The 20,327-nt window shown below is 49.3% G+C and carries 19 protein-coding genes and 1 other annotated feature; of the genes, 14 read left to right on the top strand and 5 right to left on the bottom strand.

Going from position 1 to position 20,327, the window contains the following annotated elements; all coding sequences use genetic code 11:
- Positions 1-170: 170 nt before the first annotated feature.
- Positions 171-1,643 (top strand): MFS transporter, encoded by a 1,473-nt coding sequence (locus tag ACKPCD_RS13420; RefSeq protein WP_321433497.1) that lies wholly within the window; start codon positions 171-173, stop codon positions 1,641-1,643.
- A 15-nt stretch (positions 1,644-1,658) separates the two neighbouring features.
- Entirely contained in the window at positions 1,659-2,513 is an 855-nt protein-coding gene (locus ACKPCD_RS13415; protein ID WP_321433496.1) for a creatininase family protein, read from the top strand.
- Positions 2,514-2,649: 136 nt separating this feature from the next.
- Here the strand turns inward: ACKPCD_RS13415 and ACKPCD_RS13410 are convergent, their stop codons facing one another.
- Positions 2,650-2,982 carry an iron-sulfur cluster biosynthesis family protein gene (locus ACKPCD_RS13410; RefSeq protein WP_276646416.1) on the bottom strand — a complete coding sequence of 111 codons (333 nt, stop codon included), beginning with the start codon at positions 2,980-2,982 and terminating at the stop codon, positions 2,650-2,652.
- A 517-nt stretch (positions 2,983-3,499) separates the two neighbouring features.
- Between ACKPCD_RS13410 and ACKPCD_RS13405 the strand changes: the two genes are divergently transcribed.
- Positions 3,500-4,780, top strand: coding sequence for an O-acetylhomoserine aminocarboxypropyltransferase/cysteine synthase family protein (locus ACKPCD_RS13405; protein ID WP_086988811.1), 1,281 nt, complete (start codon positions 3,500-3,502; stop codon positions 4,778-4,780).
- A 146-nt stretch (positions 4,781-4,926) separates the two neighbouring features.
- On the opposite strand, the gene ACKPCD_RS13400 is transcribed toward ACKPCD_RS13405, so the two are convergent.
- Entirely contained in the window at positions 4,927-5,445 is a 519-nt protein-coding gene (locus ACKPCD_RS13400) for a DNA-deoxyinosine glycosylase (protein ID WP_321433495.1), read from the bottom strand.
- Between the two features lie 161 nt (positions 5,446-5,606).
- Positions 5,607-5,849 (top strand) — a binding site (T-box leader).
- 50 nt (positions 5,850-5,899) lie between these two features.
- On the opposite strand from ACKPCD_RS13400, the gene trpD reads away from it, so the two are divergent.
- The 6 genes from trpD to gpmA all read left to right on the top strand — a co-directional run bounded on the left by trpD (position 5,900) and on the right by gpmA (position 11,065).
- Positions 5,900-6,967 (top strand): anthranilate phosphoribosyltransferase, encoded by a 1,068-nt coding sequence (gene trpD, locus ACKPCD_RS13395; RefSeq protein WP_288924972.1) that lies wholly within the window; start codon positions 5,900-5,902, stop codon positions 6,965-6,967.
- The gene (gene trpC / locus ACKPCD_RS13390; protein WP_321433494.1) at positions 6,964-7,746 is read left to right on the top strand and encodes an indole-3-glycerol phosphate synthase TrpC; all 783 of its coding nucleotides are present in this window, start codon (positions 6,964-6,966) and stop codon (positions 7,744-7,746) included. Before trpD ends, trpC begins: the two co-directional genes overlap by 4 nt.
- Positions 7,746-8,357, top strand: a complete 612-nt coding sequence (locus tag ACKPCD_RS13385; RefSeq protein WP_276646804.1) for a phosphoribosylanthranilate isomerase — start codon at positions 7,746-7,748, stop codon at positions 8,355-8,357. The genes trpC and ACKPCD_RS13385 overlap by 1 nt, the downstream gene beginning before the upstream one ends.
- Positions 8,354-9,535 carry a tryptophan synthase subunit beta gene (gene trpB, locus ACKPCD_RS13380; RefSeq protein WP_321433493.1) on the top strand — a complete coding sequence of 394 codons (1,182 nt, stop codon included), beginning with the start codon at positions 8,354-8,356 and terminating at the stop codon, positions 9,533-9,535. Before ACKPCD_RS13385 ends, trpB begins: the two co-directional genes overlap by 4 nt.
- Positions 9,528-10,304, top strand: a complete 777-nt coding sequence (gene trpA / locus ACKPCD_RS13375) for a tryptophan synthase subunit alpha (RefSeq protein WP_068559179.1) — start codon at positions 9,528-9,530, stop codon at positions 10,302-10,304. The genes trpB and trpA overlap by 8 nt, the downstream gene beginning before the upstream one ends.
- 74 nt (positions 10,305-10,378) lie before the next feature.
- Complete coding sequence (gene gpmA / locus ACKPCD_RS13370; protein ID WP_068559372.1) at positions 10,379-11,065, top strand: 2,3-diphosphoglycerate-dependent phosphoglycerate mutase; 687 nt, start codon at positions 10,379-10,381, stop codon at positions 11,063-11,065.
- A 50-nt stretch (positions 11,066-11,115) separates the two neighbouring features.
- On the opposite strand, the gene ACKPCD_RS13365 is transcribed toward gpmA, so the two are convergent.
- Positions 11,116-11,892 carry an NRDE family protein gene (locus ACKPCD_RS13365; protein WP_321433492.1) on the bottom strand — a complete coding sequence of 259 codons (777 nt, stop codon included), beginning with the start codon at positions 11,890-11,892 and terminating at the stop codon, positions 11,116-11,118.
- 228 nt (positions 11,893-12,120) lie between these two features.
- Here ACKPCD_RS13365 and ACKPCD_RS13360 point away from each other — a divergent pair, with 228 nt between their 5' ends.
- A complete protein-coding gene (locus ACKPCD_RS13360) occupies positions 12,121-12,843 on the top strand; it encodes a hypothetical protein (protein ID WP_321433491.1) in 723 nt (240 codons plus the stop codon).
- Between the two features lie 43 nt (positions 12,844-12,886).
- Positions 12,887-13,882, top strand: a complete 996-nt coding sequence (locus ACKPCD_RS13355) for a sodium:calcium antiporter (protein WP_321433490.1) — start codon at positions 12,887-12,889, stop codon at positions 13,880-13,882.
- Positions 13,883-13,925: 43 nt separating this feature from the next.
- Here ACKPCD_RS13355 and ACKPCD_RS13350 read toward each other — a convergent pair whose 3' ends face one another.
- A complete protein-coding gene (locus tag ACKPCD_RS13350; RefSeq protein ID WP_321433489.1) occupies positions 13,926-15,212 on the bottom strand; it encodes an AI-2E family transporter in 1,287 nt (428 codons plus the stop codon).
- A 213-nt stretch (positions 15,213-15,425) separates the two neighbouring features.
- Here ACKPCD_RS13350 and ACKPCD_RS13345 point away from each other — a divergent pair, with 213 nt between their 5' ends.
- Positions 15,426-16,031, top strand: a complete 606-nt coding sequence (locus ACKPCD_RS13345) for a cob(I)yrinic acid a,c-diamide adenosyltransferase (protein WP_068559172.1) — start codon at positions 15,426-15,428, stop codon at positions 16,029-16,031.
- A 142-nt stretch (positions 16,032-16,173) separates the two neighbouring features.
- Here ACKPCD_RS13345 and ACKPCD_RS13340 read toward each other — a convergent pair whose 3' ends face one another.
- Positions 16,174-17,721 carry an NAD(P)H-hydrate dehydratase gene (locus tag ACKPCD_RS13340; protein ID WP_321433488.1) on the bottom strand — a complete coding sequence of 516 codons (1,548 nt, stop codon included), beginning with the start codon at positions 17,719-17,721 and terminating at the stop codon, positions 16,174-16,176.
- Between the two features lie 247 nt (positions 17,722-17,968).
- Here ACKPCD_RS13340 and ACKPCD_RS13335 point away from each other — a divergent pair, with 247 nt between their 5' ends.
- Both ACKPCD_RS13335 and ACKPCD_RS13330 read left to right on the top strand, forming a co-directional pair.
- Complete coding sequence (locus ACKPCD_RS13335; RefSeq protein ID WP_276646785.1) at positions 17,969-18,889, top strand: peptidase U32 family protein; 921 nt, start codon at positions 17,969-17,971, stop codon at positions 18,887-18,889.
- Between the two features lie 36 nt (positions 18,890-18,925).
- Positions 18,926-20,164, top strand: coding sequence for a peptidase U32 family protein (locus ACKPCD_RS13330; RefSeq protein WP_068559164.1), 1,239 nt, complete (start codon positions 18,926-18,928; stop codon positions 20,162-20,164).
- Positions 20,165-20,327: the final 163 nt, after the last annotated feature.

Genomic DNA, 20,327 nt, shown 5'->3' with positions numbered 1-20,327 from the left:
TTTTTGAGCAAGGCAAGGACAATAATGTTAGCGGTTACGGAGGGAGCCGGCCTACACCGGATAACAAAAATAACTGTATTATAAAGCCCGAGAAGATGATGATGATAAGCTATCGGGGTCATCTTCTCTTAATAGTTCACTAACCATTGTAGAGAAAAGAGGAAAATCTTATGGCAGAAGAAAAAGTTGTTAAGCAGCAAAATCCAGCAAACGATATGAAAAGTAACTTAACCCTGAAGCATAGATTAGCTTATGGAGCCGGAGATGCCGGTGGGGTTGTTACCCTTGTGCTGATCGGAACGTTCATGAACCGATATATTACAAATATATTGGGCGTATCATTTGCGACGCTATCTGTATTGTTGCTTGTTTGGAATATTTGGGATATGGTCAACGATCCAATGATGGGGACTTTTATGGATAAGTCTTTCTCTAAGGTACAGGGCAAAAAAGATAAGTTCCGTCCTTGGATGTTGCGCTCTATCCCGCTAATTGTGATAGGCCTTATTGCATTCTTCTCTGTACCTTCAATGTTTGAAGGAACCATGCGTTTGGTAGCAATTTTTCTATTGAAAATTATTTACGAGTTAGGTTACACCATGATGAATATTGCTATGGGATCCGTTCTTGGGGTGATGGCCTTAAATGATAAAGAGAGAACGACTTTATCTTCAGCTCGTGGTATGGGATCAACGCTCGGTGGTCTGATCGGTTCCATGGCTTTACCGGTGATTCTTGCGCGTTTAGGCGAAAATACAACAGGTTATATGGTTGCAGGTATCTTCGCAGCTGTATTAGGTGGTTTGCTGGTCTTCTTCCACTATTGGGGAACGGAGGAACGGAATGTTGCAGCAAAACTTGCCGCAGAGGAACAAGCCGAGCCGACAAAAGTTACTGATATTTTTGTTACATTAGCCAAAAATAAAGCTTTCCTGTCGCTTTGCTTGCACTCCATTGTAATCGTTTTCGGTCAAAACCTATTCAATGCAACACTTCCTTACATTTACGGCGATGTATTTGGTGATCTGGGCTTGATGGCATCCGCTTCTGCAATCGGTATGGGTTTACCAGTAGTGTTGTTGCTTATCGCTCCAAAATTGGTAACATTAATTGGATCGACTGTTAAGGTAATCCGTACATATTTATTGCTGAGTGTTGTTATTTTTGTTGGTTTGTACGTTTGGAAATTAGTTGGCGACTTATCGCCAGTCTTCTATATGATTGGTGCCAGCTTAGGGATCGCTTTCATGATGATGTCCGTTCAACTGCAATGGGGTCTTGTTTCAGAATCCATTGACTACAACGAATACATCACAGGAAAACGTTCAGAAGGTTCAATCTATGGGAACTTCTCACTGACAAGACGTGTTGGTCAAATGTTGGCGCAATCACTTGTTGTCTTGATGATCGGTTGGATTGGTTATAGCCAACAGGCAGTTCAAAACGGCCAAGCACAAACAGCTGAAACGGTTGAAGGACTGATGCTATTGAATCTTATTGGTCCTGCAGTATGTGCCTTATTATCATGGGCTTCCTTCAAATTCATTTGGAACATTACGGATGAAACTCGTGCGGAGATGACTTCAGCTCGTCAAGCAAGACTTGATGAATTTGCTGAGAAACAGGATGAGTCACAAGCTTAATAGAGGGGTGCGCTGATGAAATTAAGAAGTCACTTATTAAATGTATTGATCAATGATGAAGTGGAGGCTTACTTAAAGGAGAACGATGTTATCATCGTGCCTTTTGGACCAACCGAACTCCATGGCGGCCTACCATTGGATTGCGAAACGATCTTGGCTGAAGGGATGGCCTTATTGATGGCCCAAAGGACAAACTCACTTGTCCTTCCGCATGTACCGTATGTTTATTCTGGGGCAACCGCTTCAGGTAAGGGAACCATCCAATTAACCGTTAGGGAAAGTGCTGATATGTTGCAAGGTCTTGCACATTCCTTACTGCGGTCAGGCTTCAAAAAACAGATCTATATCAGTTTGCATGGCCCAGCCCATATCTCAATAAACCCAGTTGTCCGGGATTTCTTTGATGAAACCGGGATCGCCATTCTCTATATCGACGGCATGATAACAGCGCAGAAATCCGGTGTCTTTTCAGATCCGAAAGTGATGATGCTCAATTTGGATAAGATGATTCTTGGGGCTTACAAGCTGCGTAATCGTTTGGATGATATTTTGCTGACATCTGATTATGCAGAGCCGGTTACCCAGACACCAGCGGTTTTCGGTAACCTGAGTGCCCAAGCCTTTCAATCCGGAGCAACCGGTTATTATTTCAAGGAACATTCGGACCATATGGCAACTTCTGCCATACCTGATGTTGAAACACGAGACCGAATGGCAGAAGAAGGACTGGTACTGCTTAATAAGATGGTGGATGCAATTGATTTTCCAACTTTACTGAAGGAAATGGCGATTCAGGAAGAGTATCTTGACGATGTTTACAAACGTTTCCCGCACGTACCGGCCGCCTACAACCGACACAAAAATAGTTAAATAGTTTCATAGACTGCTCTCCAAAATGTGGGGGCAGTTTTTTTGGATTTGATTTATCCAAAAAATTCCCGGCGAAATCAGGATTCGCCGGGAATTTCTGCCAGAAGGAATGCGCACTTAATCTGTTGCCGTTTTTTTAATCTTTCAACTTCATATTTTCGTAGTTCATGTGCGGGTTCAGAAGTCCGCGATTGCTTTTCAGGACGAAAGAGAAGCTGCTGTCGTTGAAGTCGATGATGTTGTCCTCATCCAGTTGTTGCAGGCTGTCCTCGGTGGCTTTTATCTTGCCAAAGTTAGAGTCCAGAAAAGTGTCATAGTTCAGGTTTTCCGCATCATACGCTCGGATCGTGAACATGCTGCTGTCCGGTCCGCCGCAGCCGTAGATGGTACTCATATGCAAAGAAAGGTCCTCGATCATTCCCAATTTTTCCAGTCGTTGTATGGCATTTTCTGTGAATGTCAATTTCAATTTAAATCACCTCTTGCCTTTCATTATAGAGCATGACAACGTGAATCAGATCGGATATGCTCATATCAACAAAATGTTTGACAAGGTGAGAATCGGATGTTATATTTAATTAAATTTTAATAGAAGAGCGATGAAGAGAAGAGTACCTTTCGATCGTCATTCCAGAGAGCCCCGGTAGGTGAAAAGGGGTATGATGAAAAAAGCGAAGATGGTCTCGGAGCAAAGCAATGCGGATAGTGTTGTTTCGGTTTGTGCACGATAGCGCACAAGAGTATAACAAGCGTGAGCTTGCGTACTTTTTAAGGTATGGATCGCGAGGTCCCTACGAACATGGGTGGTAACACGAAGAGCTTTCGTCCCTGTATTTCAATCAGTTGGAATATAGGGACGAGGGCTTTTTTACTTTTTGCAAAATCAGAGAAATGAACAGAAGAAGCAACCTCGGCAAATCGGAAATGACCCAGAAGAGCAACTGCCATGCAAGAATATATCCAAAACCAGAAGGGAAAGATGACAAATGACAGAGAAAAATTACAGTTTTGAAACGTTGCAAGTACATGCAGGCCAAGTACCGGACCCCGTTACCGGAGCCCGTGCAGTGCCGATTTACCAAACTACCGCTTTCGTTTTTGATAGCGCCGAACAGGCTGCCGGCCGTTTCGCTTTGACGGATGCCGGGAATGTCTATACCCGTTTGACGAATCCTACGACCGCAGTCGTGGATGCACGCGTTGCGGCGCTTGAGGGCGGAACATCAGCGGTTACGGTCGCTTCAGGTTCTGCTGCGATCACGTACGCTATCCTGAATGTTGCGCATGCGGGTGACGAGATCGTCGCTGCCAGCACGCTTTACGGCGGCACCTACAATCTTTTCAGCGCGACTTTGCCAAATTTGGGCATCAAAACTACTTTCATTGATCCTGAAGATACGGCTAACTTCGAAGCAGCCATCACGGAAAAGACGAAAGCCATCTTCATCGAATCGATCGGAAACCCAAGCACCAATCTGATTGATATCGAAAAAGTCGCTGAAATTGCGCATAAGCATGGCATCATCTTGATCGTGGATAACACGTTCGGCACGCCTTACCTGATCCGTCCATTCGAATTCGGTGCCGATGTGGTGGTCCACTCCGCCACTAAATTCCTGGGTGGGCATGGCACAACTATGGGCGGTGTCATCGTCGAATCCGGTAAATTCGATTTTGCGGCCAGCGGAAGATACCCTGGCTTCACAACACCGGATGCGCATTACAACGGATTGGTCTATACGGATCTGGGACCGGGCGCGTTCACGACCAAAATCCGTGTGCAAGTGCTGCGTGATACGGGAGCCTGTATCGGCCCGATCGATTCCTTCCTGTTGCTGCAGGGAATCGAAACTTTGTCATTGCGCGTCGAACGCCATGTCGAAAATACCCGCAAGGTTGTCGCTTATCTGGCGAACCACCCGAAAGTTTCCTGGGTGAATTATCCGGAACTGCCGGATAGCAAATACAAGGCGCTTGCTGACAAATACTTCCCTAAAGGCGCCGGCTCGATCTTCACTTTCGGCATCAAGGGCGGCAAGCAAGCCGGCATCGAGTGGATCGACAAGTTGGAATTGTTCTCGCTGCTTGCGAATGTTGCCGATGCGAAATCGCTGGTCATCCATCCGGCCAGCACGACCCACGCGCAATTGAGCGACGAAGACCTCATTGCTGCGGGTGTTTCTGGAGACATGATCCGTCTGTCCATCGGAATCGAAAATGCCGATGACATCATCGCCGACTTGGATCAAGCTTTCGAACAAATCTAAAACATGCGAAAGCCGGTCTGTCAGAACCCAAATTCTGACAGACCGGCTTTTTTCTGGGGGACATTAATCGGACAACGAGTGCCCAAACCAAACGGCGGTTGTCCGATTCATCAGCGATATCGGACATCTTCTGAATTCCGTATGCCTCAAAGATACTCATTCAGCACCGACCAAGCTTCCAATTTTTCCGGCAACGATTTAACATGCTTGCCGCGCATGGGGCTGGTCGAGGGGAGCGGCAGGTAAACAAGTCCGGAGTGCTCATCCAGTCCGAAGTGCTTTTTGTAGCTGCGGTAAGCTTTTCCGCCGTTGAAGGCGATGGCTTTGATCTGGGGATGTTCGCGCAGCAGGGTCTTCAAGTCGTTCGGCTGTTCCTCTTTGATGGCCGAATCGAGGCTGCCTTCACGGTAACAGGAGTGGATGACATCCCAAAGGGCGATATGATGCTTTTTCAGAAGCGAAAGGCGATCCTCGTAGGTGACCGGATCCTCTTTCCCTAGCAGGGAGAAAATGATTTCCCAGAAATGGTTCCTGGGATTCCCGTAGTAGTGCTGTGCTTCCAGCGACTTCGCGCCGGGCATCGATCCCAGAATCAGGACCTTGGCGTCCGGATCGATGACGGGTGCCATCGAGTAAAGTTTGTCGGATTGTTTCAGTCGGAACACACCCTTTCAAGGTTATTGTGCATCCATTCTACCAAAACCGTGCTGGAGCAGGAAACATTCGAGCTTGCCAAGTTATATAAATAAAACAGTTGACGGAAGCATAGCGATGCGTTAAAATAATCCCAACATTAAGAAATCGTTAGAAAAATCATTTCCATCTAATAAAACCGATAATCAAGAGGAGTACGCATCATACCTTGTTTCCAGAGAGTCGCCGCCAGTGAGAGTGCGATAGCGAAGGGGATGCCGAATGGACTTGAGAGGGTTGCCTTGAAAAGAGTAGGGGCAAACGGGGAACCTGATCCGTTAACAGACAGGCACATATGTTGGTATGTGAACGAGTGGGCGATTATTATCGTCAATTTGGGTGGTATCGCAGGAGAATGCAAGCTCTTGTCCCTTTAAAGGGGGACAAGGGCTTTTTTTGTACACAAAAAATGATGAGGTGAATGAAATGCTAGAGATAAAAGAGACGAAACAGACCGAAGAAATTCTCCCGCAAGACAGCATGAAAGCCGCTATCGATAAACTAGTGAAAAAAGAAGAGCTTTCCCCGCAGTTGACGAAGACCATCATGCACCAGATTATGAGCGGTCAAGCCAGTCCGGTCCAGATTGCATCTTACCTGACTGCTATGCGGATGAAAGGCGAGACGGCCGGAGAAATCAGTGCTTCCGCTGAAGTGATGCGTGATTTTTCAAATAAGGTGCAGACGAAAACAACGGCATTGGACATCGTCGGAACCGGCGGCGATCAAGCCTTCACTTTCAATATCTCAACCGTCTCTTCTTTTGTCATCGCAGCCGCAGGGATTCCGGTGGCGAAACACGGCAACCGCAGCTCCTCAAGCAAATGCGGCAGCGCAGATGTGCTGGAAGAATTAGGTGTGAACATCGAAGCCAGCGCACAGCGAAGCGAAGCGATGCTGGAAGAAATCGGGATGTGCTTCATGTACGCCCAAAAATACCATCCTTCAATGAAACACGCGGCACCCGTCAGGAAAGAAATGGGTGTCCGGACAATCTTCAACGTCCTGGGGCCATTGGCGAACCCAGCCAATGCGAATATGCAGTTGCTCGGCGTGTATGATGTCGCGCTGGTGGACACGATGGCTGAAGTGCTGAACCAATTGCAGATGGAAAGAGCTTTGGTGTTCGGTGGCAATGACGGTCTGGATGAAATAACTTTGACCACAACATCGGAAGTAGCGGAGCTCCGCGACGGCAAGGTCACCCACTTCACATTCGATCCGAAAGATTACGGCTTCGAGTACTGCACCAACGAAGATCTGGTTGGCGGGGAACCGGCTGAAAATGCCGCAATCGCCTTGGCTATCCTAAGTGGCGAAAAAGGACCGAAGCGCGATACAGTGCTGTTGAACGCCGGCATGGCCATTTATCTGGCCAACGACGATTATACGATCGCTGACGGCATCAAACGTGCAGCCGAACTCATCGACAGCGGAGCGGCACTGGGGAAATTAAAGCAATTCATCACTGCATCACAGGAGGCGACAAAATGATATTGGACGAGATCATAGCAGCGACAAAAATACGCGTGGAAAAAGCCAAACAGGCAATCCCATTGGAAGAAATGAAGCAAGCCGCCTTGGCGATGCCGATCAATCAGGATTTCCCATTCGAGCAGGCGCTGACCGGTGAAGGGATCCGCTTCATCTGCGAATGCAAAAAGGCATCCCCTTCGAAAGGCGTGATCGTGGAGGATTTCCCATACCTCGAAATCGCCAAAGCCTACGAAGCAGCAGGCGCATCCGCAATTTCGGTATTGACGGAGCCCGATTTTTTCCAAGGCGAAAACCGCTTCCTGACGGAAATAAAACAGGCAGTATCCCTTCCAATCATCCGCAAAGATTTCATCATCGATGCCTATCAGATCTATGAGGCGAAGGTCATCGGCGCGGATGCCGTACTGTTGATCGCGACCATCCTGACGGAAGAAGAGTTGGATGCTTTCCAACGCTTGGCCCGCGAACTGGGGCTTTCGGCCCTGGTGGAGGCCCACACCGAAGAAGAGCTCCTGAAAGCGTTGCGGACGAACCCAAAAATGATCGGCGTCAACAACAGGGACTTGAAGACCTTCAAAGTGGATATCCAACAGTCCATCAGGCTGCGCGCACTGGTGCCTGATGACATCCTTTTCGTGGCCGAGAGCGGCATCTCGGAAAGACAGCAAGTCATCGAATTGGAAGAGGGCAATGTCGATGCCATCCTGATCGGCGAAACGATGATGGTCTCGCCGGACAAAAAAGGCATGCTCGATCGCCTTCGGGGAATCGGCTGATGGTTAAAGTAAAAATCTGCGGTCTGAAACGAGTCGAGGATGCTGAAATGCTGAACGAGCTACGCCCGGATTTTGCAGGCTTCATCTTCGCTCCCAGCAAGCGCCAGGTTTCGTTGGAACAGGCGCTGGAAATCAGGGCCGCCCTAGACGAAGCCATTCCGGCAGTCGGCGTCTTCGTCAACGAACCGATCGAAAACATCGTCGCAATCGTGGAGAGCCGGGCAATCCAGATTGTGCAGCTCCACGGCGATGAGGATAACGCTTATATAGAAGAGTTGGGCAAGCGGATCACACTTCCGATCATCAAAGCGGTTGCGGTCAAGGACGCCGCTGATGTCAAGAAGGCATACACTGCCGATTTTCTCCTCTATGACACGTACCAAAGCGGTGTGGCAGGTGGAACCGGAAAGACATTCAACTGGGATTTGCTGAAGGAAGCAACTCAGCCATTCTTCCTGGCGGGCGGCCTGCACGCCGGCAATCTTGAGGGGGCCATCAAGCAGATGCAGCCATACGCAGTGGACATCTCGAGCGGCGTCGAAACGGACGGCGTGAAGGATTTTGAAAAAATCAGAGCAGTAATGGAAATCATTGGGAGGTCAAAAAAATGACAAGTTATTTTGGAGCACATGGGGGACAGTTCATTCCCGAAACCTTGATGAACGCTTGTTTGGAACTATCGGAGGCTTTTTTCCGACTCAAAGAGGATCCGGACTTCAAAAAAGAATTGAACGATCTGTTGGACACCTACGCAGGCCGGCCATCCCGCCTCTATTACGCGGAAAAGATGACAAAGAACCTCGGCGGAGCAAAAGTCTACCTGAAACGCGAAGACCTGAACCACACGGGCTCGCATAAGATCAACAATGCGCTCGGCCAAGTATTGTTGGCCAAAAAGATGGGCAAGAAACGCATTATCGCTGAGACCGGCGCCGGCCAGCACGGCGTGGCGACGGCAACAGCAGCTGCGCTTTTGGACATGGAGTGCGTCGTCTACATGGGCGAAGAGGACACCCAGCGCCAAGCCTTGAACGTGTTCCGAATGGAATTGTTGGGCACGAAAGTGATTCCTGTGACAAGCGGCACTGCCACGCTTAAGGACGCGGTCAACGAAGCGATGAAGGATTGGGCTTCAACGTTCGAAGAGTCGCATTACTGCATCGGCTCGGTCATGGGGCCGCATCCATTCCCGACCATGGTCCGCGATTTCCAGAAAATCATCGGGGAAGAGACAAAAACTCAGATGGCCAAGGCGGAAGGCAAGCTGCCGGATGTCGTGATGGCTTGCGTTGGCGGTGGCTCGAATGCGATCGGGACTTTCTATGACTTCATCGGCGACGAAAGCGTGCGCTTGATCGGCTGCGAAGCTGCCGGCAGAGGCATCCACACCCAAGATACGGCTGCGACAATCGCGACCGGTACGCCGGGCATTTTCCACGGCATGAAATCCTATTTCTGCCAGGATGAATACGGTCAGATCGCTCCTGTTTATTCGATATCGGCTGGACTGGACTATCCGGGCATCGGGCCTGAGCATGCGGACCTCTATGACCGGGGCCGCGCTGAGTATGTTTCAGTGACGGATGACGAAGCTGTCGCCGCCTTTGAATACCTGGCGCGGATGGAAGGCATCATCCCGGCAATCGAAAGTTCACATGCAATCGCGCACGCTATGGTTTTGGCACCGACGCTGGATCCCGAAAAAATCATCGTTATTTGTTTGTCGGGCCGTGGCGATAAGGACGTTGCAGCAATCGCAAGATACAAGGGAGTTGACATCCATGAATAAGATCACAGCAGCCTTTAAGCATAAAGCATTCATCCCTTTCATTACTGCAGGGGATCCAGACTTGGAAACCACGAAAACAATCATCAGGGAAATCGTTGCGAACGGAGCGGACATCGTCGAAATCGGCATCCCGTTCTCCGATCCCGTTGCGGAAGGCCCGGCCATCCAAAAAGCCGATGAGCGGGCTTTGGCGAACGGCATCAATACCGACGATATTTTCCAAATGGTGACTGAATTGCGCACCGAAATCGATACGCCTTTCGTCTTCATGACCTACATCAATCCGGTGTTCGTCTACGGCATCGATAAATTCATGGCGCGCTGCAAAGAGACCGGCGTCGACGGCGTCATCATCCCGGACGTTCCGTTCGAGGAGAAGGGCTTCATCCAGGAAGCCTGCCGGGATCATGGCATCACTTACATTTCCATGGTGGCACCTTCCTCTGCGGAACGGATCGCCATGATCGCAAAGGAAGCGGAAGGCTTCCTGTACGTCGTTTCTTCCTTAGGAGTCACCGGTGTCCGCAGCGACATCACGACCGATATCGGCAGCATTTTGGCGGAAATCCGCAAAATCAGCGACATCCCTTGCGCCATCGGCTTCGGGATTTCCAACGCGCAACAAGCCAAAGCCATGAGCGAAGTCGGTGATGGCGTCATCATCGGTTCCGCAATCATCAACATCATGGAACAGTACGGGAAGGATTCGCCCAAACCGGTCGGAGCCTTCGTGGCGGAAATGGTGGGGGCCATCCGCAGCGGTAACTGAAGTCCTTAAACGTGAACCAGACCGCTTGTAGCAGTATAATGAAAGAAAAATACAGGCGGAAAGTAGTGATGGTGATGAGGAAAATCATTTTGATTCGTCATGGCGCAAGCGAGTGGAATTTATTGAACCTGTTTACGGGCTGGACGGATGTCGATTTGAGTGAACAGGGCGTTAGGGAAGCGAGAGAAGCCGGACGGAAACTCAAGGAAGCCGGGATTGAATTTGATATGGCGTTCACGTCCGTGTTGCAGCGGGCGATCAAAACGTGCCATATTGTTCTGGATGAAATGGATCAATTATGGATACCGGAAGTGAAGAGTTGGCGGCTCAATGAACGGCACTATGGCGATCTGCAAGGACTGAACAAACAGGAAACGGCCGAAAAATATGGAGAAGACCAAGTCCTGAAATGGCGACGCTCCTACAATACGTTGCCGCCGCTGATGGATCCGGATAATCCGCTGTCACCGGTCAGGGATCGCCGCTATGCCAATCTGCAGAAACGGGTCATTCCGATGGGGGAAAATCTGGAAACCACTTTGGACCGCGTCATCCCATTCTGGGAAGACCAGATCGCTCCGGCGGTATTGGACCGCAAGACGATTTTGGTGGCGGCCCACGGAAACTCGTTGCGGGCTTTGATCAAATATATCGAAGAAATACCCGATGATGAGATCATGGCCTTGGAAATTCCTACCGGGCAACCGTTGGTCTATGAATTGAATGATGACCTGACGATTATCAGGAAATACTATCTTTAACAAAAAAGATGCGGCCAGGAATCGGAATCTCGGCCGCATCTTTTGTTGTATCATTTTTCTTCAGCCATCAACTGAAAGCTGAAGCGTACCTCGCTGCTGGTTCCGTCCGGCAGATATGATCTTTCCACAAAAGTAACCTGATCGCAATGGTCGATGAGTATCAAGGTGGTGGAGCGAGTGCCGTAGCGTTCCGTCTGGATGAAATTGGCGGAGACGGCGCGCAAAATCGGCAACGGCAGCGGCAAATCCGGCAGTTGATCATCCGACGGGGGCGTCCGGTCCGCCATGATGCGGAAGATTGCCTCTTCGTCCAACTCGGATGAAGAAGCCAGTTCGGCCATTGCCGCTTTGGTGAGGGTGACTTTTGGCCATGGTGTATCGAGCGTAGCGTTGCTGACGGCATGGCTGCCTGTTTGAATGATGCTGATTTCGTCCAAAATATTGTTGTAATGATGAAGACTGTCGCTTGAACCGATTAACAGGTTGAAGCCGTTGTAGTCGGTCCGCTGTTGCCTGATCTGCTCCAGGTAGCCCTCGGGTCCAATGTTGCCAGTCAAGTAATCCATCACCAAGTTGCCGCGGGACAATTTTTGATCGGATTCCTGAGTGGTTATCAAATAACTGTTGGTCACGGCGGCTATTCTGCCTTGTTTGGTGATCCCAAGCCAAGTGCCGCGAGCGCTCAAATCTTTCCCGGCCAACAGATCGGGATGATCCAGCCAGAAGTGCGCAGGCAAGGCAGGCCGGTCATATTGCTCGTCCCTATTGGCCACGAGCACCAATTTGTACACCGCATGTTGACTGAGTTGTATCGAAATCAGACACATAGTTATTCCCCCAGTAAGATGATCTTGTTTTCACAAGTATAACACGCACCGAACGTTAGGCTGAAATGAAAAATCGCGTTGTGTAAGGTCTTTTGTCGGATGCTCGAACGCTTATGCCAAATTTCAAAACGCGCAGGATATGAGCTATAATAAGGATAAAGGAAATAGCATCACGCCAATCGGAATTGCAGCGAAAGGATCAACACTATTCGAAGGAGTTGTTTTAAGATGCTGAAAGATAGAAAAAAATATTGGGCAGTACTGTTGGCCAGTCTTTTTTTGGCAAGTTGCAACCAAACACAGGAAACAGCTGAAGACGAAAGTTCAACTCAAGCGACAGCGCAGAGCAGTTCGGCGGCAGATACCACGAGCAGCGACAAGGAAAACTCATCGGCAGAATCCACTGAAATCGGCGACCGTTTGGGTAAACTTTCAAAAAGCTACATAGAAATTATGGAAAGCGGCAATTACTATATGGCTTTTCGTTCCACTACAACATTTGAAGGTGAAATGATGGAATCCGAAACGATGATGACTGTTTCGGGCGACAGAACCGCGATGCAATCAAAATCCGCAGACACCGAAACTGCAATGGTGATGATGGACGGCAATATCTATATGATCGACCACGTCAGTAAAACGGTGATTGTTATGCCCCAGACAACGGCTGAGGGTGATGAGACTCTACCGGAAATGCCGGAATCAAGCGAGCCGGTCGAGGTGGATGACATCGAGTACATCGGCAGCGGTGAGGAAGACGGTCTGGTGTACGAGGAATACCGCACTGAGGGCGGAACTCAGATATTCTATTATTTTGATGGCTCCGACCTGAAAAAAATCAAGACGATTGATGAGTCCTTTGAATCGATTATGGAAATTCTCGAATTGTCAGATAATGTTTCGGAGGATGCTTTTGAAATACCAGCGGATTATCAGCAAGTGACTTATTAGTTAGATGGTAAGATCAGATTATCATGTTAAGGAGGAGGGGACTATGCAGCTGCTATTGGAACAAATGAACGGATATGTGCTGGTTGCAGTACTAGTCCTCTGTATTTTGGTATTGTCCAAGGCGACGGATATTTTAGTTGATGAGGCCATTTCATTGTCTTTGGAGTGGGGGATGTCCGAACTGGTCATCGGCGCAACGATTGTTTCTTTGGGAACCTCCCTACCGGAATTAGCGGTGTCGATTTCTTCGTCCTTGAAGGGCAACGGGATTCTTTCTTTGGGTAATGTCATTGGTTCGACGATCGTGAATACCAGCTTCATTCTGGGGATCGGCGCGCTTTATGGTAGCATACCCGTCAACCGGAAGACGGCATATAAACATACTGTTTTGTCGGCGCTTTCGCTCTTGTTGATTCTCTCTTCCTTGCCGATTTTTCATGCGGATGGACAAGGCAAGATACCACAGTGGCTGGGCATAGTTTTCCTTATGCTCACTCCGGTTTATTTCTACTGGACAGTGCGGGAAGGAAAGAAGTCGGATCAAGAGGCTATCATAGAAGAAGACAAGGAGAAAGACCTGTCGATTCTGGTCAAATTGATTAAATTGCTCATCAGTGCGGGGTTTGTGATTGCGAGTGCCTCTGTTTTGGTGAGTACGGTTGAAATCGGAGCTTTCCGGATTGGTATCCCTGAATCGGTCATCGCTTCCACGGTCGTTGCCTTCGGAACCGGACTGCCGGAAATAAGTACGACGATTGTTTCCGTAAAAAAAGGCTACGGCGCATTGGCGATGGGGAACATCATGGGGTCCAATCTGTTGAATACTTTGTTCGTTCTTGGTGTGGCATTAGGATTGACACCGGGAGGAATGGTCGTCAGTTCGGATTTCTATCAGATCCATTTTCCGGCTTTGGCTATTCTCCTGGCAGTTTTGGGGTACTTTTCCTACAACAATAAACGGGAAGTAATCAGCAGAAAAGAAGGGCGGATTTTGATTTTTTTCTATCTCGTGTATTTGATATGGAACTATTTTCTATAGAAAAAAGGTTCGCGATCCCCGCGGGGATCGCGAACCTTTTTGGTTATCGTTCTTCTGTACCGTTTTCGTTATCATTATCAGGAGCATCCTGGACCACAGCAACGGTCGCGAAATCCTTAACGGGGGTGGAGCCGTTCACCAAGACAGGCTCTTCCTCTTCCAGCTCGAAAGGACCCGCCACTTCACCAAAATAACGATTGTACCGAATCTTGAACTTTTCGAGTACATGCTCTAGCAGTATTTTCAGCATCGCGAACAATGGCACGCCCAGAATCATACCGATTAAACCCAGAAGATTGCCCATAATCAACAAAACGATGATGATCGTCAACGGATGCATTTTCAAATTTCGACCCATGATGCTCGGTTCGATGATGTTGCCTTGGATGAACTGTGCCAATGCCCAGACGACGGCCATTTTCAGGAGCATGGCTGGTGAGGTGAAGGCTGCAACGAACAAGGCCGGTATAACGCCAATGGTGGCGCCGATGAAAGGAATGACCGCTGTCAAGGTAGCGATCAGGGCAAGGACGAAGGCGTAATCCAAACCGATGATCAAGTATCCGACTATCAGCAAAGCGCCCAGACTCAAGGCAACTAGCAACTGGCCTTGGACATAGGATCCGACCTGAAGCGACATCTGTCTGGATATTTTTTCGACATCATCACGGAAAACAGGCGGGACGTTCTTCATGACAAATGGTTTGAACTTCCCTTGGTCCTTCAGCATGAAAAAAAGGATGACCGGGAAAGTGACAGTCACGACCACTACGCTCGAAATTGTGGAAAAGATGTTCATAATTTTTTCGCTTGAGTTGCCGATCCAGGCCAGAATCATTTCAGGGATGCTGCCCACGGTGCTGTCCAACCAATTTTGCGCTTGTTCATAATAATCCTTGAAGGTGCTGTTTGCGAGCAGTCTGTCGAAATAGGCATTCATCTGTTCGATATAGGTAGGAAATTCATTGACCAGATTCGTCAGCTGATTCGATAAAATCGGAACCAAAAGCACAAATCCGTAGACCAACATAAAAATGAAGAGGACGAAGACGAGCGATGTCGCCATTCCCCGGTTGATTTTCCTTCTTTCGAGGAAGGTCACCAGCGGATTGAAGATATAATAGAAGACGATTGCTAAAATCACGGGTGCTACGACTGTTGAAAACATGATCTGCAGCGGTTTGAAGATGAAGGAGATGGTATCCATCGTGAAGATGAGTATGCCGATCAGAATCAGGGCGGACAGGATATAGATGATTGTCTTGCCGCCCAAAAAGGAGATGAGGCGCGTATCTTCGGGTATTGTTATTTTCGTTTCTTTCTTTTGCATATGCTGTCCTTTCTTATGCCGTATCCGGATTTGGCCCGTATAGCGGCTTAGCGGGTTTCTATTTTTAGTTTACCAGAGTTCCCTTTGAAATCCATACTGCAAAGGTCCTATTTCCGGGAAATTCTGTCATACGATTGCTCGTTTGAGTGGTCCCGGAATGAAATGTGTTAAAATGACAGAACAAAAAACAACACCAGAGGAGGACGGCAACAAATGAAATACAGCATCTATACACGCACAGGCGATAAAGGCAACACACGTATCGGAGGTGGCAAAGCTCTTCCGAAAAACGCCGAGAGGATCGAAGCTTTCGGCGCGCTGGACGGTCTGAACTCATGGTTCGGGCTAGTCGGTACGAAAAATGATTGCGGCGAGGACATCCAGGAGGACATGGCGCTCATCCAACAGTTCCTGTTCGATTGTTCCTCAGATCTGTCGATCCCTAAAGGGCACCGGGAGTACAAGATCGCACAGGATCACATCGACTGGTTGGAGAAGAAAATCGATGGCTACAGCGAAGAGCCGGAGGAGACTCAGTACTTCATCATACCGGGCGGAACGGAACTGGCCAGCTGGTTCCACATTTTGCGGACGACGACCCGCGACGCGGAACGCCGGATCGTCACCTTCATGGAGCAAGAGCCGGAAGAAGTGAATCCGTTCGTCCTGAAGTTCATCAACCGGCTTTCTGATTATCTGTTTGTCGTGGCCCGGGTCGCCAATGCCCGCAAAGGCGTTCCTGACGTGCCATACGAGCGCAGTGAAAAAGTATTCCGTATTTCCGGTGAAGCGGGCAATTCCAAGAAGAAAACGGAATAAAGGAGGCGGCCAAGGCCAGGTTTTTCCTCCGGCCACAGCCCACGAAAGAATAGTCACACATGAATCAAATCAAAAACGCACAATGACACCAGCCACAGACGGCCGGTATCATTGTGCGTTTTACTTGTAGCAAGTTAAAAAATCAGCGTAATACCGCCGGCAAAGCTTCGATGAGATCGGAAGCCATCAAGCTGTATTCGGATTTTTCTTGGGCTGCGATATCCCCTGCCAAACCGTGGATGTAGACGCCCAATTTAGCCGCCTCGGAAGGGGCCAAACCTTGAGCCAACAAGCCGGCGATGATGCCGGTCAGGACATCACCAGAACCGCCTGTCGCCATGCCGTTGTTGCCGCTCGCGTTGATGTAATGCTCATCCTGATGGGCAACCACAGTCCGGGCATCCTTCATGACAAAGGTCAAATCTGAATCAGCCGTGCAGAACGCCGCAGACCCCAGGAGGTCCGCTTTTATTTCCACCAAGTCCTCAGCCAAAAGACGCGCCAGTTCTTTCAAATGCGGGGTAAGGATGCTCCCCGCTGGAACGGCCTGCGCCACTGCGCTGATACGGGCACGGGAATCGTTCTCCGGTAAAGCTGCGTCGTTGAAACGATCGGAAAGGATATTCAAAGCATCCGCATCGATGATCAAAGGGATCTGGCTGTTTTCGAGAACCAAATCAACTACAGTGCGGGCTGCATCGGACCTCCCGATTCCAGGTCCGACAACAATCGCATCGGCGCTGGACACTGCGTCGATGATTTTCAGGCGTTCGCTCTCCTGATCCAATCCATCCGGCTGGTAAGTCGTCAGGATGGCTTCAGGCAGCTGCATCTGAAGGATGGCGCGGTTCTCATCCGGTGTGATGATCTGGACAAGACCTGCGCCGGAACGGTAGGCGGCTTTTGCCGCCAAGAAGGCAGCCCCGCTCATGTTTGCGGATCCGGCGATGATCACGACCCGGCCGTAAGTGCCTTTGTTCGAATAGGCCGCGCGTCTCGGAAGCGAAAAAAGATCGCTCTCTTCATAGAACAGCACATTCGAAGAAATGACATCCATGGCGCTTGGCGGGAAACCGATGTCGCTGACGATCAATTTTCCGGTGTGCAAAGAACCTGGGTAAAGCAGCTGGCCGATTTTTTCGATCCCGAAAGTGATGGTCACATCCGCCCGGACAGCGGTCCCGAGCACTTGTCCATTGTCGGCTGAGATGCCGGATGGGATGTCGACGGCAAAGACATATCCTTGGAACGCGTTCATGAGTTGGATCGTCTCCGCGTATTTTCCTTCTGCCGGCCTGTCCAACCCGATGCCGAAAATCGCATCGACCAAGACGGTGTAGCCTTTGAAATTGATTTCGCTGATGTCATCCCAGATGACCATTTCCAGGTTTTCGATGATATCGAGTTGTTTTCTGGACTCAGGCGATAATTTGTCACGTTCACCGATCAGGAATACATCCACCTGGAAGCCGTGGTTCAACAAAATGCGGGCTGCCGCCATTCCGTCGCCGCCGTTGTTGCCTGAACCGCAGATCACGAGGATGATATCCTCTCCTGATATGCGTTCTTCCATGGCTGCGACGACCTCATTCGCTGCATTTTCCATCAGCACCATGGCTGGGATGCCGATTTCATCGATCGTAAAGGCGTCGATTTTCTTCATCTGTTGGCTGTTGACAAGTTTTTTCATTAAATATTCCTCCTGAACGTTGATGGATGTCATTCCATTTTCACATTTGCTATTATACCATTCTTAGTGCTGGAAAGAATACGGGGAGCCTGATATAGCTATATATAGGCGGAATCTAATGATTGTCTTAACAAGCCACAGCACTTTTGCACAGTAAATTTCTAAAAACTTAGGGAAAACAGTCATTCACTTTTTATAAGTAATGTGATAATCTTATCAAGGAACTCGAATAAGGGAGGAATGTAGGATGATCGAGCTGATTGCAACAGCCGAGTCAGTAGCGCAAGCCAAGGAATTGGTGGATTGCGGTGTAGATATACTATATATAGGAGAGGATGAGTACGGCCTTCGTTTGCCGTATTCCTTCACCAGAGAGGAACAACGTGAGGTCATTGCCTATGCGCATGAGAAAGGCGCGCAAGTCAGTGCCGCGGTGAACGCGATCTTCCATAACGATCGGATCAACCAGGTGGCCGAATATCTGGCTTTCCTGCGTGAAGCGGAAGTCGACAGCATCACGTTGGGCGACCCCGGCGTCGTGCAGGTCATGCGGGAACAGGATTTGTTCATCCCTTACCGTTATGACGCACAAGTCATGGTGACTTCAAGCGGACAGATCAATTTCTGGGCGAAAAGGGGAGCGGTCGGTTCCGTGCTGGCCCGCGAAGTGCCTTTCGAGGAAATGAAGAAACTCATTCCGGGCGCTTTGGTTCCGGTCGAAGTATTGGTGTACGGTGCTACTTGCATCCACCAATCAAAACGTAATTTGCTTGAAAACTACTTCAATTTCATCGAGAAAGAGGAAGCGGTGAACAAAGAGCGCGGGTTGTTCATTTCCGAGCCGAAAAAAGTGGATTCCCATTATTCCATCTATCAGGACCGCAACGGAACGCACATCTTCGCCAACAATGATCTTGATTTGATGCCTCATCTGGGCGAACTGACGGCTATCGGTGTCTCGCAATGGATGCTGGACGGGTTGTTCACACCGGGAGAAAATTTTGTCGCAATCGCGAAGCTGTTCGTTGAGGCGCGCGAAGCCTTGGCGGAAGGGAACTGGACGGAAGCATTGGCGGAACGTTTGGATGCCGAATTGCATGCTTTGCATCCCGCCAACCGTGAGCTGGATAGCGGATTCTATTCCAAGGATCCTAACGAAGTTGTCTGATACTTTGATACTGAAAGAAAGAGAGTGTACACACACATGCGAACAATAACAAAGAAGCCCGAGGTCTTGGCCCCGGGCGGAACATTAGAAAAATTGAAGACAGCCATCCACTACGGAGCTGATGCCGTCTATATCGGTGGAGAAGCTTATGGATTGCGCAGCCGCGCAGGCAATTTCGACTATGAGGAAATGGCTGAAGCAGTCGCTTTTGCACATAGCCACGGTTCGAAGATCTATGTCGCCGCGAACATGGTCACCCATGAAGGCAACGAGGAAGGTGCAGGCGAATTCTTCCGCACAATCCGCGATATCGGCATCGATGCGGTGCTGATTTCGGATCCCGCACTGATGGAAATTGCGGTGACCGATGCACCCGGCTTGCCGATCCATTTGTCGACACAGGCTTCCGCGACCAATTACCAGACGCTCAATTTTTGGGCGAGCGAAGGCTTGGAACGCGTTGTTTTGGCCCGTGAAGTATCGATGGCAGAAATCCAGGAAATGAATGAGAAGACCGATGTCGAAATCGAAGCCTTCGTCCACGGGGCGATGTGCATCTCCTATTCGGGCCGTTGTGTCCTCTCCAACCACATGTCGAACCGTGATGCCAATCGCGGAGGCTGCGCGCAGTCTTGCCGTTGGAAATATGGCTTGTTCGATATGCCGTTGTTGGGACAACAGAACCCTGTAGGTGCCGGCGAAGAAGGCATCGAAGAGAAATTCTCCATGAGTGCCGTCGATCTGTCGATGCTGGAACACCTGCCCGACCTGATCGAGAGCGGCGTAGACAGCCTGAAGATAGAAGGGCGCATGAAATCGATCCACTACGTGTCTACGGTAGTCAATGTTTACCGCAAAGCTGTGGATGCTTATTGCGCCGATCCAGATCATTACGAATTGAAGCAGGAATGGGTGGATGAATTGTGGAAAGTCGCCCAACGCGAATTGGCGACCGGCTTCTTCTACAAAGATCCTACCGAGGATGAACAGCTCTTCGGCCAACGCCGCAAAATTCCGCGCTACGGGTTCGTCGGCCAAGTGATGGCATATGATCCGGAAACGCAGATGGCCACAATTCAGCAACGGAACAATTTCGGTGTCGGGGACGAAATCGAATTTTACGGTCCCGGCCTGCGCCACAATAAGCTGACTGTGGAAGCCATCTGGAACGAACACGATGAAGCGATCGACCGTGCACCCAATGCCATGATGATCGTGAAGATGAAAGTTCCTTTCGCGGTTGAACGTTTCGATATGATCCGCAAAAAGAAATAGAAAAAGTGTAAGCTTAAGATTTGCTTTTTTCGGGCTTACCGTTTATATTGATTAAGAACTGAATAAAAGTTTTTCCGTAAGGGAGTAACTAGCAGCTTTGCTGTGGCAATGCCAACAATAAGTAGATCCGAGAGGGTCTTCTGGTGTTGCCTTAAATAGTGAG

The sequence above is a fragment of the Trichococcus flocculiformis genome (genome assembly GCF_963662535.1).
Classification (GTDB): domain Bacteria; phylum Bacillota; class Bacilli; order Lactobacillales; family Aerococcaceae; genus Trichococcus; species Trichococcus flocculiformis.
Note: the sequence above shows the minus strand (reverse complement) of the source record. Positions and strands in the feature narration are given on the sequence as shown.

Coding starts and splice junctions, on each gene's coding strand:
- ACKPCD_RS13405 (WP_086988811.1), top strand. CDS start 3,500: ATGACAGAGAAAAATTACAGTTTTGAAACGTTGCAAGTACATGCAGGC.
- ACKPCD_RS13335 (WP_276646785.1), top strand. CDS start 17,969: ATGATCGAGCTGATTGCAACAGCCGAGTCAGTAGCGCAAGCCAAGGAA.
- trpC (WP_321433494.1), top strand. CDS start 6,964: ATGATATTGGACGAGATCATAGCAGCGACAAAAATACGCGTGGAAAAA.
- ACKPCD_RS13350 (WP_321433489.1), bottom strand. CDS start 15,212: ATGCAAAAGAAAGAAACGAAAATAACAATACCCGAAGATACGCGCCTC.
- ACKPCD_RS13340 (WP_321433488.1), bottom strand. CDS start 17,721: ATGAAAAAACTTGTCAACAGCCAACAGATGAAGAAAATCGACGCCTTT.
- trpB (WP_321433493.1), top strand. CDS start 8,354: ATGACAAGTTATTTTGGAGCACATGGGGGACAGTTCATTCCCGAAACC.
- ACKPCD_RS13385 (WP_276646804.1), top strand. CDS start 7,746: ATGGTTAAAGTAAAAATCTGCGGTCTGAAACGAGTCGAGGATGCTGAA.
- ACKPCD_RS13365 (WP_321433492.1), bottom strand. CDS start 11,892: ATGTGTCTGATTTCGATACAACTCAGTCAACATGCGGTGTACAAATTG.
- ACKPCD_RS13420 (WP_321433497.1), top strand. CDS start 171: ATGGCAGAAGAAAAAGTTGTTAAGCAGCAAAATCCAGCAAACGATATG.
- ACKPCD_RS13355 (WP_321433490.1), top strand. CDS start 12,887: ATGCAGCTGCTATTGGAACAAATGAACGGATATGTGCTGGTTGCAGTA.
- ACKPCD_RS13330 (WP_068559164.1), top strand. CDS start 18,926: ATGCGAACAATAACAAAGAAGCCCGAGGTCTTGGCCCCGGGCGGAACA.
- ACKPCD_RS13345 (WP_068559172.1), top strand. CDS start 15,426: ATGAAATACAGCATCTATACACGCACAGGCGATAAAGGCAACACACGT.
- trpD (WP_288924972.1), top strand. CDS start 5,900: ATGCTAGAGATAAAAGAGACGAAACAGACCGAAGAAATTCTCCCGCAA.
- trpA (WP_068559179.1), top strand. CDS start 9,528: ATGAATAAGATCACAGCAGCCTTTAAGCATAAAGCATTCATCCCTTTC.
- ACKPCD_RS13360 (WP_321433491.1), top strand. CDS start 12,121: ATGCTGAAAGATAGAAAAAAATATTGGGCAGTACTGTTGGCCAGTCTT.
- ACKPCD_RS13415 (WP_321433496.1), top strand. CDS start 1,659: ATGAAATTAAGAAGTCACTTATTAAATGTATTGATCAATGATGAAGTG.
- gpmA (WP_068559372.1), top strand. CDS start 10,379: ATGAGGAAAATCATTTTGATTCGTCATGGCGCAAGCGAGTGGAATTTA.